The 17,248-nt window shown below is 70.1% G+C and carries 11 protein-coding genes and 1 tRNA gene; 11 read left to right on the top strand and 1 reads right to left on the bottom strand.

Translation table 11 applies throughout. The features are described 5' to 3' along the window. From D7V88_RS26325 to D7V88_RS26275, 11 genes are all read left to right on the top strand, one after another. Window positions 1–1,180: AIM24 family protein (locus tag D7V88_RS26325; protein ID WP_120543390.1), on the top strand; the 1,180-nt coding region annotated here is incomplete at its 5' end. An 11-nt stretch (window positions 1,181–1,191) separates the two neighbouring features. Further along, the gene (gene pgsA, locus D7V88_RS26320) at window positions 1,192–1,881 is read left to right on the top strand and encodes a CDP-diacylglycerol--glycerol-3-phosphate 3-phosphatidyltransferase (RefSeq protein ID WP_120543389.1); all 690 of its coding nucleotides are present in this window, start codon (window positions 1,192–1,194) and stop codon (window positions 1,879–1,881) included. A 93-nt stretch (window positions 1,882–1,974) separates the two neighbouring features. Continuing rightward, a tRNA-Gly gene (locus D7V88_RS26315) sits at window positions 1,975–2,049 on the top strand. A 180-nt stretch (window positions 2,050–2,229) separates the two neighbouring features. Next, a complete protein-coding gene (locus D7V88_RS26310; protein ID WP_120543388.1) occupies window positions 2,230–3,009 on the top strand; it encodes an ABC transporter permease in 780 nt (259 codons plus the stop codon). Then, window positions 3,006–4,316, top strand: coding sequence for an ABC transporter ATP-binding protein (locus D7V88_RS26305; protein WP_120543387.1), 1,311 nt, complete (start codon window positions 3,006–3,008; stop codon window positions 4,314–4,316). The genes D7V88_RS26310 and D7V88_RS26305 overlap by 4 nt, the downstream gene beginning before the upstream one ends. Continuing rightward, a complete protein-coding gene (locus D7V88_RS26300) occupies window positions 4,313–5,164 on the top strand; it encodes a glycosyltransferase family 2 protein (protein ID WP_120543386.1) in 852 nt (283 codons plus the stop codon). Before D7V88_RS26305 ends, D7V88_RS26300 begins: the two co-directional genes overlap by 4 nt. Next, window positions 5,161–6,600 carry a glycosyltransferase family 2 protein gene (locus D7V88_RS26295; protein ID WP_120543385.1) on the top strand — a complete coding sequence of 480 codons (1,440 nt, stop codon included), beginning with the start codon at window positions 5,161–5,163 and terminating at the stop codon, window positions 6,598–6,600. The genes D7V88_RS26300 and D7V88_RS26295 overlap by 4 nt, the downstream gene beginning before the upstream one ends. Before the next feature lie 7 nt (window positions 6,601–6,607). Beyond that, entirely contained in the window at window positions 6,608–8,881 is a 2,274-nt protein-coding gene (locus D7V88_RS26290; RefSeq protein WP_120543384.1) for a glycosyltransferase, read from the top strand. After that, a complete protein-coding gene (locus tag D7V88_RS26285; RefSeq protein WP_120543383.1) occupies window positions 8,878–11,124 on the top strand; it encodes a glycosyltransferase family 2 protein in 2,247 nt (748 codons plus the stop codon). The genes D7V88_RS26290 and D7V88_RS26285 overlap by 4 nt, the downstream gene beginning before the upstream one ends. 205 nt (window positions 11,125–11,329) lie before the next feature. Then, the gene (locus D7V88_RS26280; protein WP_147448878.1) at window positions 11,330–14,887 is read left to right on the top strand and encodes a class I SAM-dependent methyltransferase; all 3,558 of its coding nucleotides are present in this window, start codon (window positions 11,330–11,332) and stop codon (window positions 14,885–14,887) included. Window positions 14,888–14,934: 47 nt separating this feature from the next. After that, entirely contained in the window at window positions 14,935–15,783 is an 849-nt protein-coding gene (locus D7V88_RS26275; RefSeq protein WP_120543381.1) for a class I SAM-dependent methyltransferase, read from the top strand. Between the two features lie 3 nt (window positions 15,784–15,786). Here D7V88_RS26275 and D7V88_RS26270 read toward each other — a convergent pair. Beyond that, window positions 15,787–17,248: DUF2142 domain-containing protein (locus tag D7V88_RS26270; RefSeq protein WP_120543380.1), on the bottom strand; the 1,462-nt coding region annotated here is incomplete at its 5' end.

The following is a 17,248-nucleotide window of genomic DNA, read 5'->3' as shown; positions in this document are numbered from 1 at the left end:
GGTGGACGCGCCCACCCGCCCGCGCGACGCGGAAGGCAGCGAAGGGGAGGGCGCGTCCACCGGTTCGGGCGAGAACGATTGGGGCGCCCAGTTCGGCCTCGACGAAGCCCCCCGGAAGACTCCCGCCGCAGGCACTCGGGAGGGTCGCGCACCCGTCGCGGGAACGCCGCCGCCGCGTCCCTCCGACGACGAGCTGCGCTTCGACGAGGACGAAGGCCCGTCCACGGGCACCCCGTCCTCGCGCTCCGGCGCGGCGATTCAAGAGGACGAGGATCCCAGCCTCGCCGCCGGTTCGACCGCCTCCGACGACGAGGCCCGGGAGCTGGCCGAGGCGACGGACGCGTACACCTCCGGTGAGGACGTGGAGGTGTCCGACGAGCTGCCCCCGACCCCCGTGTCGGAGGAGATCGAAGTCTCCGAGGAACCCGGCACCGCCTTCGAGGAGACCTCCGCCGCGCTGGCCGCGAGCGGGGCCCCCGCGCCGGTGCGCGCCGTGACGCCGACCTCCGCCGCGACCGGATCCGGACCCGGCGTGAACCCACCGATGCTCACCGCGTGGGCGCCCACGGCGGTGCTGCCGGGCGTGTCGTCGGATCAGCCCTTCGTGCAGGGGCCGGCGAGCGTCGCGGTGGCGGTGAATGGCGAGCTGCTCACCCGGCTGGAGGGGCTCATCGCCGTGCAGGGACAGGTCACCTTCCAACCTGAGATGAAACGCTTCCGGGGCCGGGCCACGGACAAGCCCTTCGGTGAGGGTGTCCAGGCCATGGTGCGCGCCCGGGGCCAGGGCACCCTGCACCTGGAGCCGGCCGCCTCGCGGCAACTGGTGGCCATGGTGCTGGATGACGAGTCCGTCTACCTGCGCGACGCGTGCGTCTTCGCCTTCGAGGAGCCGGTGGTGTTCGAGAACGGCCGCGTGCCGTCGGACCTGGCGCCGGACCTGGACCTCGTGCACCTGCGCGGGCAGGGGCGGGTGCTCTTGAGCCTGTCGGGGCCGCTGCGCTCGGTGCCGGTGACGATGGACGCGCCGGTGTCGGTGCCCCTGTCGCACCTGGTGGGCTGGCTGGGAAATCTCACCCCGCGTGTGGTGCCGCTGCTCCAGTCCGCTGGAGGGGAGACACTGCGCTCGGCGGTGGAGCTGGGCGGTGAAGGTTTTGCCCTCATCGCACTCGGGGTCCGGTAGAAAGCGCGCCCATGGCCACGGACCGAGCTCTCAGGAAGCAGAAGAAGCGCGAGGAGCGGGCCCGCAAGCGCGCGAACCGCCGTCCCAGCATCCTGGTGCAGGAGTTCTGGAACCTGCCCAACATGCTCACGTTGGGGCGCATCCTCATCATCCCGTTGTTCGTCTGGCTCACCTACGACGCGGATCCGCTCCACTCGCTGCTCGCGGGCCTCGTGTTCGCGGTGGCCTCCATCACCGACGTGGTGGACGGCTACCTGGCGCGCAAGTGGAACCTCATCACCGTGGTGGGCAAGTTCATGGACCCGCTGGCGGACAAGCTCATCGCCATGGCCGCCCTGGTGATGATGGTCCGCCTGGGCCGCATCGCCGCGTGGGTCGTCATCGTGCTGCTGGCCCGGGAGTTCATCGTCAGCGGCCTGCGCACCATCGCCGCCAGCGAGGGCATGGTCATCGCCGCCGGCCAGGAGGGGAAGTGGAAGACGTCCCTCCAGCTCGTGGGGATCATCTCCCTGTGCGTCCACTACGTGCATCCCCTGAACCTGGGATTCCAGACCGTCACGGTCGACTACAACCAGGTGGGCAAGGTGCTCGTGTACCTGTCGAGCGCGTTCTCCGTGTGGAGCGCCGTCGTCTACTTCCGTGCGTTCCTGGCGATGCTCGCCCGGAGGGGTGGCGCGGATCCGGATGCGAAAAGTGTTTGACGGGTCCGACAGCCCTCTGTATACCCCATCTCACTTCCGGCGCGGCACCGCCCGACGGAAAGCAGCAAGCGGTTCGGCAGTGGCAGTCCTGATGCGGGAATAGCTCAGCGGTAGAGCATCGCCTTGCCAAGGCGAGGGTCGAGGGTTCAAATCCCTTTTCCCGCTCCAAAAAATAAAGGCCCTCTGGGAAACCAGGGGGCCTTTTTCTTTTCCAGACGTGGTTCCCAGGAAGTGCACGCGAGGCTTGCGCGGCGCACCGCGGCGAGCGACCGGACGGGCGTATCCGCGAGCGCCCGGAAGTCCCGTTGCTCACCTCTTCCGCTTCGCATGATGTATGGATGGCCCTGCATGCTTCGCAACCTGCGTGAGCTCTACCAATACCGGGGCCTCCTGCTCAGCCTGACGCAACGGGAGCTCAAGGCGCGGTACCGGAATTCGGTGCTCGGCTTCCTGTGGACGTTCCTCAACCCGATGCTGCAGATGGGCGTCTACTCCCTGCTCTTCACCGTCTACATGCGGCAGAAGATCGAGGGGTACACCTTCTTCGTGTTCGTGGGCCTGCTGCCGTGGATCTGGTTCTCCACGTCCCTGGGCGCCGGGGCCAGCGCCATCAGCGACCGGCGCGACCTGCTCACCAAGGTGCGCTTCCCCGCGCAGGTGCTGCCGGCCACGGTGGTGGTGACCAACCTGTGCAACTACGTGCTGTCACTGCCCCTGATGATCGGGCTGGGGCTCCTCCTGGGCTACGTGCCCACCTGGCATGTGGTGGCCTTCCCGGTGGTGCTGCTCACCCAACTGAGCATGACGGTTGCGCTGGTCTACATCGTGTCCGCGTTGAACGTGACGTTCCGGGACCTGCAGCAGATCATCGCCAACCTCCTGACCATGTGGTTCTTCGTCACGCCCGTCTTCTTCCGGGTGGACACGCTGCCTGATGCCGCCCAGGCCCCCCTCGTGCTGCTCAACCCGATGGCGGTGATGGTGACGTCCTACCAGGCCATCTTCTACGAGCACCGGCTTCCCAATCCGGGGCCGCTCCTCATGTGGATGGGCATCTCCTTTGGGCTGCTCTGGGTGGCCGCCGGCATCTTCGAGCGTCGTCGCGAGGACTTCGCGGAGTTCATATGAGCAGCGACCTCGCGTCGCCGGACGCCATCGTGTTGCGGAACGTGGTGAAGAGCTTCCGCAAGAGCACCATCCGGCGCGAATACACGACCATCAAGTCGGAGCTGATCCGCATGCTCCGGGGCAAGCGCGACGTGGACGGCAAGTCCATGATCGAAGCGCTCCGGGGCGTGGACCTCGTGGTGCCCCGCGGCAAGACGGTGGGCATCATCGGGCGCAACGGCTCCGGCAAGAGCACGCTGCTCAAGCTCATCTCCGGCATCTACACGCCCACGACGGGCACCATCGACATCCACGGGCGGATCAGCGCGCTCTTGGACCTGGGCGCGGGCTTCCACCCGGACTTCTCCGGCCGGGAGAACATCCTCATCAACGGCATCATCCTGGGGATGACGCGCGCGGAGGTGAAGGCCCGGATGGAGGAGATCATCACCTTCAGCGAGCTGGGTGACTTCATCGACGAGCCGGTGCGCACCTACTCCAGCGGCATGTACATGCGCCTGGCGTTCTCGGTGGCCACGCACGTGGATCCGGACATCCTCATCATCGATGAGATCCTCGCCGTGGGTGACGAGCACTTCGGCAAGAAGAGCCTCGCGAAGATGACGGAGTTCAAGCGGGCCGGGAAGACCATCGTCATCGTCACCCACGACCTGGGGACGCTGGAGCGCTGGTGCGACCTGGGGGCGTGGATCGACGCGGGTCGCATCCGCGAGTTCGGCCCTCCCGCGGAGGTCATCAAGAGCTACAAGCGCGCGGTGGCGCTGGCCGAAGAGCGCGGCATGACGATGGAGTCTCCCGCGCTGGCGTCCGACGGCGGGGCCCTGCCTTCGCTCGCGGCGCCGCCCGCCCCGCCTTCTCCGGTGGAACTGGACTCGGTGGGCCTGCTGCGCCGGGATGGCACCGTGGCGGAGTGGGTGGACACGGAGGACGGGGTGGAGCTGTGCGTGGGGTTCACCACGCGGACGCCCTCGCCGGAGCTGGGCTTCGGCCTGGAGCTGACGCGCGCGGACGGCGTCGTTGTCTACGGCACGGACACCTTCGTGGAGCGCGTGCCCTTCCGGGCGGAGACGCCGGGCAGCGGGGCGGTGCGCTTCGTCGTCGACCGGCTGGGGCTCACGGCGGGCCGCTACGCGTTCACGGTGACGGTGCGGGATGCGGCCGGACAGGTGCTCCAGAAGCGTGAAGCGGCGTGTGCCTTCGAGGTGCGCTCCGGCGTCCAGGACGTGGGCGTGACGCGGCCGGTGCACCACTGGGTGGTGGAGGGCGTCGGGGCGTGTGTGGCGCCGGTGCGAGACGTAGGCTCGTGAGCGGACGGGATGCGGCAGGCCGGGGGGAGCCGGGCATCTGGCTGGGCATCGTGTTGTACCGGAACCCGACACGGGAGCTGGAGCGGCTGTGGACGTCGCTCCAGTGGAACCGCGACGCCATGGGGGCTCCTGGCTTCCGTGTGACGTGGCTGGACAACTCGCCGGACGACTCGCTGCGGGACGTGGTGACGCGGCTGGATGCCCGGGCGGACTACCGGTACTCCGGACAGAACCTGGGCTTCGGCGGCGCGCACAACCGGCTGATGGCGGAGGCCTTCGGGACGGCCGGGGTGCGCCACTACATCTGCGTGAATCCTGATGGGGTGTTGCACCCGGACTGCGTGCGCGAACTGGTCCACGAAGCGGACCGGCTGCCGGACACCGGCCTGGTGGAGGCGCGGCTGTTCCCGGATGAACACCCCAAACCCTATGATCCGGTGACGGGGGAAACGCCGTGGTGCAGTGGGTGCGTGCTGCTCGTCACCCGGAAGCTGCATGCCCGGGCGGGCGGCTTCGACGAGCGTTTCTTCATGTACTGCGAGGACGTGGACCTGTCGTGGCGCGCGCGAGCCCTGGGGCTGTCCGTCCGGGTGGCTCCGGCGGCGCGGGTGCACCACTACACCGTCACCCGGGAGGAGAGCCCGCTGCGGGAGCGGATGGTGCGCCGCAGCGCGGCCCTGTTGGGTGCGAAGTACGGCAACGCCACCTTCATGCGCGACCGCCTTCGGGAGTACTCCGCGCTGGGGGGCGAACCGTTCGCCGTACCCGAGGTCGTGAACCCGGGGTGGCGCCTGTCGCGGATCGCTGAGTTCGGCCACCACCTGGAGTTCGCGCGGAGGCGCTGGTGAACGCGATTCCGGAGGGGGTTCCCACAGCCGATGCCGGGGAGCGGCTGACCGCGCTGGTGCTGTCGCGCGTGCGCGCCGGGGCGGTGGTGTGCGTCGTGGGCGGGTCGAAGCCGTTGGTGGCGGCGCTGTGCGCCCACGGATGTGACGTGCGCGAGCAGCCCGGACCGGGGTGGACGCGGCCCGAGGGCGCCGAACCGTCCCACGTGGTGCTCACCGGTGATGCCGTGGCGCACGTGCTGACCGGCGGGCTGGAGGTGCTGCGGCAGGAGGCCCCAATGGCCGAGGTGCTGTTCCAACTGCGCAACGCGGGCGCGGCCCGTGCGCTGCTGGAGACGTGGCTTGGCACCGCGCCCGTGCGCGCCGGCATCTCGGAACAGGGGATGCTGCGGCGGCTGTCCGACGCGGGCTATCGCATCGCCCACCGGGAGGCCCTGCCCTGCGCGTCGAGGTCCACCCCCCTGGCGGAGGACACGGAGCAGGCCCTGCGGGCGTTGCTGGCCCAGCTCTCTCCGTCCACGCAGGTGGAGGAGGGCCTCTACGCCGTCGTCCCGGAGGCGCCCGCGCGGGCGCTCGAACCGGGGCTGCTCAGCGTCGTGCTCGTGCATGACCCGCGCGCCTCCGCCGCGACGCTGGATGAAGCCCTCTTCGCGTTGGCGTGTCAGGAGCAGCAGCCGCTGGAGCTCCTGCTCGCGGTGCCAGAGGGCGGTGAGCTGTCCGCCGCCGAAGCCTCGCTGGAGCGCTACGCGACGCTGGGCACCTTCCAGTCGCGCATGGTGCGCGCTCCGGCGGGCGACCTGCATGCGGAGGCCTTCCGTCAGGCCCGGGGCCAGTACCTGGCGCTCCTGGATGCCCGGTGCCTGGTGTATCCGCGCCACTACACGCGGCTCGTCCATGCGCTCCAGGAGGGCAGCGCGGCCTGGGCGGTGGCGCGCTCCTTCCGCACCGAATGGGCGTCGGGTTCCGGGGCCATGCCCTACGTTCGCGCGAAGGTGCCGTTTCCGCTGGGTGAGCAGTTGGAGGTGCAGCACTTCGCGACCCATCCGGAGCTCGTCCACGCGCTGGTCATCGACCGGACGCGGATCGGTCCCTTCCCGCTGACCGGGGTGGGGCAGGGTGGAGGGGTCGGGGACCTGGCGGTTCGGCTGGGTGCGCTCTTCGTGCCCGTGTTCCTCGCCGGCATCGCTTCGTGTGAAGTGCGTGGGCCGTGCCTGGCTCAGGGCGTCGGTGCGGCCCCCGTCGCGTCGGACCCCTGGCTGCTGCGCCGCGTGAGCGCCTGGACCGGCGCGGTCGGGCAGGCCCGCGAGGAGGCCCTGCTGGCGCGTGAGTTCCGCCACCGCCTCGTGGACGGGGTGAATGCGCGCCTTCACGCCATCCCGTGGATCCACGACACGCTGCGGGCGCTGGCGGACCGGCTCAAGCTCGACCGCAACTCCTGAGCCGGCCATGAACCACTCCACCCACAGTGGGGGGCTTCCGCCGCCGCTCGACGCCTTCACGCAGGTGTTGGGCTTCGACGTGCCCCCGTCGCACCGGGCTCGCTGGGGCCCGGCCATCACCACCGCGAAGCGTCTGGGCACGGTGGGACTCGGGCCCGTGCAGCGGCTGTTGCTTGCGCGTCAGGTCCGCTTCAACGCACTGCTGGCCTCGCTGCTGCGACACCCGGAGCGGATGCTGACGGAGCGCGTGCGGAGGGAGCTCGCACCGCTCGCGGAGCCCCTGCCGCTGGGTGCACGGGCCACGTGGCTGCTCGCGGCGCCGGGCCTGCGTGAGCAAGGGGACTGGAACAGGGCCCTCGTGGCGTTGCTGTCCGGGCCTGACTGGCCCCTGCGGACCGACGGTGTGCGCGGCCCCCTGGAGGCCCTGGAAGCCCGCAGTGACGTGCTGGCGACGCAAGCCCCGGGGACCGTGGGGCTTCCGTTGTGGCGCGAGGTGTGGCGTCGGCAGATTGGCTTCAACCATGCCTGTGTCCGGACCTTGCGGCACATGCTGGGCGCGGCCCGGCCTGCCCTGGTGATGCCAGCGCCTGACGCCTACGCTCGCGCTGCCCGCGAACAGGAGGCGCGTGACGTCAGGGCCGCGACCGTTGCGCTTGAACGGCTGACGCGGCGGCCCCTCATCAGCATCGTCACACCCGCGTGGGAGACGCCGCTGGACGTGCTCCAGGCGTGTGTCGCGTCCGTGACGGCGCAGGTGTATCCGCACTGGGAGTTGTGCATCGTGGACGATGGCTCGCGGGGTGGGGATGTCGCCGCCGCGCTGCGACAGCTCGCCGCCGGGGATGCGCGCATCCGCTTCGAGCGGCTGCCGGAGAACCAGGGCATTGCTCGCGCGACGAACGCCGCGCTGGCCATGGCCAGGGGGGAGTACGTCGGGTTCCTCGACCATGATGATCTGCTGGCCCCGCATGCGCTGGCGGAGGTGGTGCTGCGCCTGGCGTCCGCTCCCGACACGGAGGTCCTCTACTCGGACGAGGACAAGGTGGATTCGGAGGGCCAGCGCTTCGCGCCCTACCTGAAGCCGGAGCTGTCGCCGGAGCTGCTGCGCGCAGTGAACTACGTGTGCCACTTCCTGGTGGTGCGCACGTCGCTGCTCCGCGAGGTCGGTGGCATCCGGCCCGGGTTCGAGGGCGCGCAGGACCATGAGCTGTTGCTGCGCCTGATGGAGCGCACGCGGCGCTTCGCCCACATTCCGAAGGTGCTCTACCACTGGCGTACGTTGCCCGGCTCCACCGCCACCGATGCCAGCGCCAAGCCCGCCGCGTCCGAGGCCGGTCGCCGTGCTGTGACGGCGCACCTGGAGCGGGTGGGGGAGACAGCGACGGTCGAGACCGCCGCGCCGGGGCTGTACCGGATCCGCCGTCCGATTGCGCATCGCCCACGTGTGTCCGTGTTGTTGTCGCGTGGGGGTACCGAGGCCGAAATCGCATCGCTGCTCGCCCTGACGGACGGCCTGGATGTGGAAGTGCTCGTGCCTGTTTCCGAGGGAGACGGGACGGGGCGTTCAACGACGGATGCGCGGGCCTCGATGGGCGCCGAGCTGACGCCCGACAACGTGGACGTTTCGTCGTCGGTCGGCTCCTCCGCGAAGCTCGTGCGCGTTTCGGTGTCTGAGGCCCTGACTCCCGGCGCCGTGGCGAACAGGCTGATGCGTGCATCGAGCGGGGAGCTGGTGCTGAGCCTGGAAGCCGGGACGCTGCCGACCGAACCGGGTTGGCTCGTGGAGCTGGCTTCGCAGGCCCTGCGGCCCGACGTGGGTGTGGTGGGCGCGCGGATCCTCTCTCCCGGAGGACACGTGCTGCACGCGGGCCTGTGCTTCGGTTCGGAGGGCCAGTTGCTGCGGCCCTTCGCGGGGCTGCCGGATCCGTCGCTCCGGGACTTCGGCGGTTCGCACTGGCCGCGAGACCTGCTGGCCGTCTCCAGTGCCTGCGCGATGATCCGTCGCGACGTGCTGGAGTCCCTGGGCGGATGGGACGAGACCTTCATGTCGGATGATGCCCGGGGCGCGGAGCTGTGCTTGCGCGTGGGCGCTCGGGGCCTTCGCGTGCTGTACACCCCTCACGCGCGACTCGTGAGGACCCATGAGCGTGGTGGGGGCGATGACGCACGAGATGCCCTCCGACTGCGCGAGACCTGGACGCGTCCCCCCCGCACCCCGCGAGGGGACCCCTTTGGCCATCCGTGGCTGGAACCGTCGGATGCGGAAGGAACAGACCGATGAGCGAAGTGCCTGAAGGCCGGCGCCGGAAGTTGGCCCGCCTGACACGGGATGCGGTTCACGAGGTGCGCATGGGCCTGACGCGGCCCACCGTTCCCCTGACACCTGAACCCGTCACGGGAATGACCTCCGACAGCGGAGGCCCCTTCGAATGGCTCGCCGACGGCGCCGGGGCCCTCCTGGCCCTCACGGCCGACACGGAGCCGCTGCCCACGGGCTGGACACAGCTCTCCTTTCAGCTCCGCACCGAAGCCCCTGGCGCCGCGTCGCCCGTGCTCGTCGTGGACACGGGCGTCGCGGGGGCCCAACAGAGCATCCGGTTGCCATGGGATGCCAACGGTCGTGTTCACGCCCTCGTGCGCCTTCCGGACACCGTGCGCGCTCTGCTCCTGGGCCCGGTCAACCGCGCCACGCGCTTCCGCCTCACCGACGTCCGCGCCATGCGCGTGGGCCGGACGGAGGCCGCGCTGCGCACTTCCTGGCCCCTGGCCCTACGACTCGCGAAAGAGCCCCAGCGCATTCCCCAGGTGGCCCGGCGTTACCTGGGTGCCCTGCGCACCGGGGGACTCCAGGGCGTGGATGGGGTGCTGGGCCAGAAGTCCCAGGGCACGCTGTCGCTCGAAGGCTACGAGGACTGGGTGGCACGGTACGATACGCTCACCGACGCGGACCGCGACTCCCTGCGCCGCGCGGCGGAGGCCCTGCCCTGGAAGCCCCGGGTGTCCGTGGTGATGCCCACCTACAACACGCCGGAGGTCTGGCTCCGGCGGGCCATCGACTCCGTGCGCGCACAGCTCTATCCCCACTGGGAGCTGTGCATCGCGGACGACGCCTCCCGCCAGCCCCACGTGCGCGCCGTGCTGGAGGACTACGCCCAGCGCGATGCCCGCATCCGCTTCGTCGTCCGGCCCGCCAACGGTCACATCTCCGCGGCCTCCAACTCCGCGCTGGCGCTGGCCCAGGGCGAGTTCGTCGCGCTCTTCGACCACGACGACGAACTCCCCGAGGACGCACTGCTCCGCGTGGCGCAAACCCTCAACGCGCACCCCGACGCGGACATCGTCTACAGCGACGAGGACAAGATCGATTCGCGGGGACGCCGGTTTGATCCGTACCTCAAGCCCGCGTTCAACCTGGAACTGTTCCGCACCCAGAACCTCATCAGCCACCTGGGCGTCTACCGCACGGAGCGCGTGCGCGAGGTGGGTGGCTTCCGCGTGGGCTTCGAAGGCAGTCAGGACCACGACCTGGCCCTGCGCGTGGTGGAGCGCACCACGCCCGAACGCATCCAGCACGTCCCGCGCGTGCTCTACCACTGGCGTGCCATCCCCGGCTCCACGGCGCTGGCCGCGGGGGAGAAGGACTACGCCAGCATCGCCGCGCGCAAGGCGCTCCAGGAGCACCTGGACCGCACGGAGCCCGGCGCGCGCATCGAGCCGGGGGCCAATGCCTCACTCCAACGCGTCCGCCATCCGCTGCCCACGCCCCGGCCCCGCGTCACCGTCATCCTCCAGGCCCGGACCGCCTCCGAGGCCACGGCCCGTCTGGACGCCTGGCGGGCGGCCACGGCGGGCGGGTGGGACGTGGACTGGCGCGTGGCCTCGGGAAGTCCCGAACAGGCCTCCGCGTCCGCCAACGCAGCCGCGCGCGATGCCCCTGGCGAGGTGCTCGTCTTCCTCGACGCGGACCTGTCCGCGGACAGCGAGGACTGGCTCGCGGAGTTGGTATCGCAGGCCCTGCGGCCGGAGGTGGGCGCGGTGGGCGCGAAGCTGCTCGCGCCGGATGGCCGTGTCGAACACGCGGGCTTCGTGCTGGGCATGGGCGCGGACGGCGTCGCCGGAGGTCCGTACCGGGGCCTGTCCCGCGAATCCACCGGACATGTCGGTCGCGCGGCGGTGCAGCAGCGGGTGTCCGCGGTGAGCGCGGCGTGTCTCGCCGTGCGACGGAGCGTTTTCGAAAGCGTGGGCGGCTTCGACGCGGACGTCCTGCCCGGCCCCTGGCGCGACGTGGACCTGTGTCTGCGGCTCGCGGCGCACGGCCTGGTGACCGTCTGGACGCCGCACGCGGTGTTGATCCACGCCACCGTCCCCGCGTCACCTGAAGCCGACCTGCTGTCCTCCTCGGCGGCCACCGTGTTCAAGGCCCGGTGGAAAGAAACAGTGGACGACGACCCCTTCCACAGCCCCAACCACGCCCTGGGAAACGGCCCCCTGCGCTTCGCCTGGCCCCCGCGTCCGGTTCGTTGATTCGCTCGCTGGAGAAAGCCGCATGACGGGTTCCCTCCCTGGAGAGCGAGCGGCCTGCCAGTCTTGACGCTCCCCAGGTGTGGTGACATGGAAGGGCGTTCACCATTGGGCGGGCGCCTGTTTGAAACTCCGCCTCCCGCGCCAACGCCTGGAGAGGGGGGCGTGCCTTCCATTCGCGAAGGCCGCGCCTTCCGACACCACGACCATGCACCCACTGCTCAATCCCCTGGAACATCCTCTCAGCCTGACGCTCCCGAAGCGGCTGCTGGCCTCCTCCGCGTGGGTGGAGCACGTCCCGTTCGCGATGTTCATCGTGGACGTGCTCCGGCCCGGGACACTGGTGGAACTGGGGACACACACCGGGGTGTCGTACTCCGCGTTCTGCCAGACGGTGGACGCGCTGAAGCTGGAGACCCGGTGCCACGCGGTGGACACGTGGCAGGGGGACCCGCACGCCGGGTTCTACGGTCCGGACGTGCTCGCGGACCTGCGCGCGCACCATGACCCGCTCTACAGCGGGTTCTCCACGCTGCACCAGAAGACCTTCTCCGAAGCCGCCAGCTCCTTCGCGGACGGCTCCATCGACCTGCTCCACATCGACGGCTGCCACGAGTACGAGCAGGTGAAGGCGGACTTCGAAGAATGGCTGCCCCGGATGAGCCCGCGCGGCGTCATCCTCTTCCACGACACCCGGGTTCGGGAGCGCAACTTCGGCGTCTGGCGGCTGTGGGAGGAGATTGAGGGCCGCTACCCCTCCTTCGAGTTCTTCCATGGCCACGGCCTGGGCGTCCTCGCCGTGGGGCCGGAGCAGCCGGAGGGCCTGCGCGCGCTGGTGGAGACGCGGGGCGAGGACCGGGAGCGCGTGAAGGCGGTCTTCGCCGCCCTGGGCGCGCGGCTGTCGCTCCTCCTGGAGGGCCAGACCCTGAGGACGGAGTACGGCCGGGTGAGCCAGCAGGTCGCGGAGGGCGCGCAGCGGATGGAGCGGCTCCAGGCGGAGCTGGAGGCCTCCAACCAGCGGGCCCACGGCGCCGCCGCGGACCTGCGGGAGCAGCAGGGGCGGCTCGCGAGGATGGGCTTGTCCCAGCAGGTGCTGCAGGAGGAGCTGGCGCGCAAGAACGCGCGCCTCGCGGAGCTCGATGCGCTGGCGTCGCACCAGGGAAGCCAACTGGCGCACATCTCCGGAAGCCTCGCCTGGAAGACCATCAACCGGTACTGGTCCGTGCGCGAGCGCGTGCTGCCCCCCGGCACCCGGCGCGGCAACCTCTACCAGCGCGGCAAGCGGACGCTGCACTTCGTGGGCGCGAAGCTGGTGAAGCTGCCCGCCGCGCGCCGCACGGCCCGTGCGCTCAAGGGCGCCGCGTCCACGGCCGTCGTCCCGGCGCACACCACGCCCCCGGCCCCCCCGGCGCCCTGGACCCTGCCGCTGACGGAGCGCTCGCAGGCGAGCATGGGCCGGCGCGTGCTCATCATCGCGGAGCTGTCGCTGCCCCAGTGCAAGCGCTACCGCGTGGACCAGAAGGTCGCGATGTTCCAGCGGCTCGGCTACGACGTCACCGTCCTGCGCTGGAACGACCACGCCGACTGCAAGACGGCGCTCCAGTTCCACGGCCTGGTCATCTTCTACCGGGTCCCGGCGTTCCCTGCCGTCGTGGAGGTCATGGAGGAGACGAAGCGCCTGGGCATTCCCCACTTCTTCGACGTCGATGACCTCATCTTCGACGTGGAGGAGTACCAGCGGAACACCAGCGTGCTGGCGCTGCCCCCGGCCGAACGCGAGGTGGTGCTCAACGGCGCCCGGCTCTACCGCAAGGCGCTCAGCCTGTGCGAACACGCCATCGCCAGCACGCCGACCATCGCGGAGCACATGGCCCGCGTCGTTCCGGGGAAGGTCTACGTCGTCGAGAACTGCCTGGATGAGGGCATCCTGGAGCTGGCCCGGGAGATGGAACAGCGGCCGTTCTCGGTGGCTCCGGGCACGGTCACCATCGGTTACGGCAGCGGCACCAAGACGCACGATGCCGACTTCACCATCGCGGCGGACGCCATCCTCGCGGTGATGGAGCGCCACGCGCATGTGCGCCTGGCCATCCACGGCTTCCTGGAGCTGCCCAAGGGGTTCGAGCGCGTCTCCGACCGCGTCTTCCGCATCCCGTTCCTGGATGCCGACGACTACCTGCGCGCGCTCGCGTCGTGGCAGATCAGCATCGCGCCGCTGGAGGCCACGCTCTTCAACGACGCCAAGAGCAACATCAAGTTCATCGAGGCGTCCATCTTCCGCGTGCCCGCGGTGTGCTCGGGCTCCGGACCGTTCCGGGAGATCATCGAACACGGCCGCAACGGGATGATCGCCACGACCCGCGAGGAGTGGGAAGCGGCCCTGTCCGCGCTGGTGGCGGACGAAGGCCTGCGCAAGCGGATGGGCGAGGAAGGGCACCGCAGCGTGATGGCGCGCTACCACCCGGCGGTGGTGGCCACGGAGCGGCTCCAGCCCATCCTCCAGCACCTGCCGCCCGCGTCTCCACCGCGCCTGAAGGTGCTGGAGGCCAACGTCCTCTTCGCGCCGCTGAGCTTCGGGGGGGCCACGCTCGTCGCTGAACAGTTGTCACACCGGCTCCAGGCGGAGGGCTGCGACGTCACGGTGTTCACCGGCCTCATGAATTCGCCGCTGCCACCCTACACGGTGGTGCGCTACGAGACGCAGGGCCTGCCCGTCATCGCCACGCAGTTGCCTCACGGTGGCGACCGCGCGCTCGACTACCAGAACCCGCGCATGGGGGAGACCTTCGTCCAGGTCCTCAAGGCGGTGCGGCCGGACGTGGTGCACCTGCACTCCATCCAGATGCTGAGCGCGTCGCTCGCGACGGCGTGCGTCGCCGAAGGCATCCCCTACACCATCACCCTGCACGACGCGTGGTGGCTGTGCGAGCGGCAGTTCATGGTCAAGGAGGACGCCACCTACTGCAACCAGAAGGGCATCGACCTGCGCGTCTGCTCCAAGTGCGTGGCGGACACGCGCTTCACCTTCAAGCGCACGTTCGCGCTGCGCAAGGTGCTGGATGGCGCGGCCCTGCTGCTCACGCCCAGCGAATTCCAGCGCCAGCTCTACATCGCCAACGGCATCGCGCCGGAGCGCATCGTCGTGAACAAGAACGGCGTGCACCTGCCGTCCCAGTCCCAGTCCCGGCCCGAGCGCCGCGACAAGGCGCCGCTGCGCTTCGCGTACCTGGGCGGACGCGCCGTGCACAAGGGCTACTTCTGGCTCAAGGACATCCTCGAATCGATGCCGGAGTCCCAGTACGTCCTGAAGATGACCGACATCCAATTGCGCATGGGCTCATCCTCCATTGACGCCAGGGATTGGAAGATCGCGGGCCGCGTGGAAGTCGTCCCGCCCTACGATCAGGAGGGGATGGATGCCTTCTTCGAAGGCATCGATGTGCTGCTCATGCCCTCCCAGTGCAAGGAGAGCTTCGGGCTGACGGTGCGCGAGGCGCTGGCCCGCGACGTCTGGGTGGTGACGACGTCGTCGGGGGGCGTCGACGAGGAGATCGTCGAGGGCGTGAACGGCAACCTCGTGGAGATGAACGACCCGGAGGGGTTCCGTCGTGCCTTGGGTGAGCTGCTCGCGCATCCGGAGCGCCTGGCGCACTACCGCAATCCCCGGCGCACCGCCGTGCGCGACTACGCGACCCAGGCCGACGAGCTTCGGGCCCTGCTGACCGCCCTCGTGAGCACCCCGGTCCAGAAGCGGGCCGCGAGCTGAACCCTGGGCTGCTTTGAAGCGAAAACCTGCTGACACGGAAGGTAACCATGCGTCTTTCCCACCTGCGGTCCCTTGTCCCGACTTCGATCAAATCCGTCATCCGAGAGTCACTGGGCGTCGCCCAACTGCACACGCGGCTGTCCGAAGCCGAGAACCAACTGGCGGTGGTGAAAGAGAGCCTGGGGCCGTCCCGGACGCCGCCAACGGCCCTGCCCGGTATCACCCGGGAACTCATCGCGGCCCAGTACCTGCGCGGTGAAGGCCTGGAGATTGGCGCCCTCCACAACCCGACGAAGTTGCCGGCCGGAGCCCGGGTCCGCTACGTGGACGTGGCGCCCATCGAGGTGCTGCGCGCCCGGTTCCCGGAGGGTGGGGACCGCATCACGGTGCCCGACATCGTGGACAACGGGGAGGAGCTGGGCTCGGTGGCGGCGTCATCCCAGGACTTCGTCATCGCCAACCACTTCCTGGAGCACTGTGAAGATCCCATCGGCGCGATGAAGAACTTCATCCGCGTGCTGAAGCCGGGGGGCATCATCTTCATGGCCGTCCCTGACAAGCGCTTCACGTTCGACAGCGTCCGGGACGTCACCACCACCGAACACGCGGTGGAGGACCATCTGAAGGGCCCCGAAGTGTCCCGCCGCGCCCACTACGACGAGTGGCTGCGCGTCATCGACAAGAAGAGTGGCGACGAACTGGCGCACCTGACGAACCTGTTCGTCCAGGACCGCGTCAACATCCACTTCCACGTGTGGACCTTCGACGCGATGTTCGAGCTCTTCTCCGCTGCCCGGAACCGGGTGGGCCTGCCCTTCGACATCAAGATGGCCTTCCTGGACCCGCCCTGCCTGGAGGCGGTGTGGGTCCTGGAAGTCACCAAGCCGCGGGACTGAGCCTCACGCCGCGCCGTAGTAGCGCTGGTACACCGTGGTGAGCGTCACCCCCACGGAGAGCAGGATGAAGCCGGCGATCAACACCGGCTTGAGCCGCGCCAGCGCGCGCGGTGCCCAGGCGGGCGGGGCCAGGGCCACCACCAGCAGGGGCGCATAGGGCAGCAGGTAGCGGCCCTGCACGCCGTCCACGCGGTCCGCGCCCGGGGGCGTCCACGCCAGGTAGAGCATGGCCTGGATGGCGAGCACGCCCGCCACCGCGACACCCAGCGCCACCACGCGCACGCGCCAGCCCACCGTGGGCGAAGGGGCCGCGTCCAGCGCCATCACCCCCAGGAGCATTGCGCCCAGGCCCAGCAGCGCGGGCCTCGGCACCGGGGTGTCCAGCCAGCCGAACACGCCGCCCGCCTGATGGAGGAAGTCCGGCAGTCGCATCCAGAAGTCGGAGACGAGCACCCCCATCACCTGGAAGGGGTGCGCGCGGACGTGGGCCACCTGCGCCACCACTTCGCTCGGACGGAAGATGTCCCTCACGGTGCTGGACCACGCGAACTGGAGCAGCGCGGGGACGGCCACGATGGCGACGGCGGCCAGCGCATAGCGCCCGGGCGTCCCCATCCGGGTGAGCGGTAGCAGCAGGAACACCAGCGACAGGGGCAGGTAGGCCTGCTTGCACAGGGCCACGAACACCGCGCTCAAGAGCAGCAGGCCCAGCTCCTTCGCCCCGAGCGGCCCCGGGTGCGCGAAGGTGTAGTGCAGCGACAGCGCCAGCAGCAGCAGGCACGCCGACAGGGTGATGGGATCCGCGGACACCGAGGCTCGCTGGAACAGCACCATGGGCGTGAGCGCCAGCAGCGCGAAGGCCCACCGCTGGAAGGGCATCAGCCGCAGCGCCAGCGCCGTGAGGGCCAGCGCCACCAGCACGTTGCCCAGCCGGCCCGCCCACAGCACCACCACCGGCGGTGCCTCCAGGATTCGCGCGGGCGCCATGCCCAGCGACTGCGGGAAGTACACCAGCGGGAAGTAGATGGCGGACGCGGCGAAGTGCCACTCCACGGTGTCCCGGGGCGCGAGCGCGGCGTGCATGGCTTCGCGCAGGCGCTGCCGGTCCTGCCGCACGTTGGCGTGGCCCCCGACGCCCTCCGACACGTGCTCCGCCACATGGACCACGCTGCGCGGAAGCTGCCCGCCCGCGGACGCCGTCGGCAGCCGCGTGGCCGTCAACTGGCCCTCGGAGACCTGGTACGCGCGGTAGAAGTGCGCCGGTTCGTCCGCCACCTGGAACGGGGGCGTGAGGAAGCTCAGCACCCCGCCCAGCACGGCGGCCACGACCAGGAAGACGTTGATGGGCGCGATGAAGAACGGGCGCAGGGAAGACGGGTTCGGCGAAGACGCGAGCATGGAGGGGGAGTCGTACCGCGCAGGCTCAGGCGGCGTGGGGGTCGCGCCGGGCGGCGGCGGCGGGGAC

It is taken from the genome of Corallococcus terminator (assembly GCF_003611635.1).
Taxonomy (GTDB): domain Bacteria; phylum Myxococcota; class Myxococcia; order Myxococcales; family Myxococcaceae; genus Corallococcus; species Corallococcus terminator.
The sequence above is the reverse complement of the archived record's forward strand: the minus strand, read 5'-3'. Positions and strand labels throughout refer to the sequence as shown.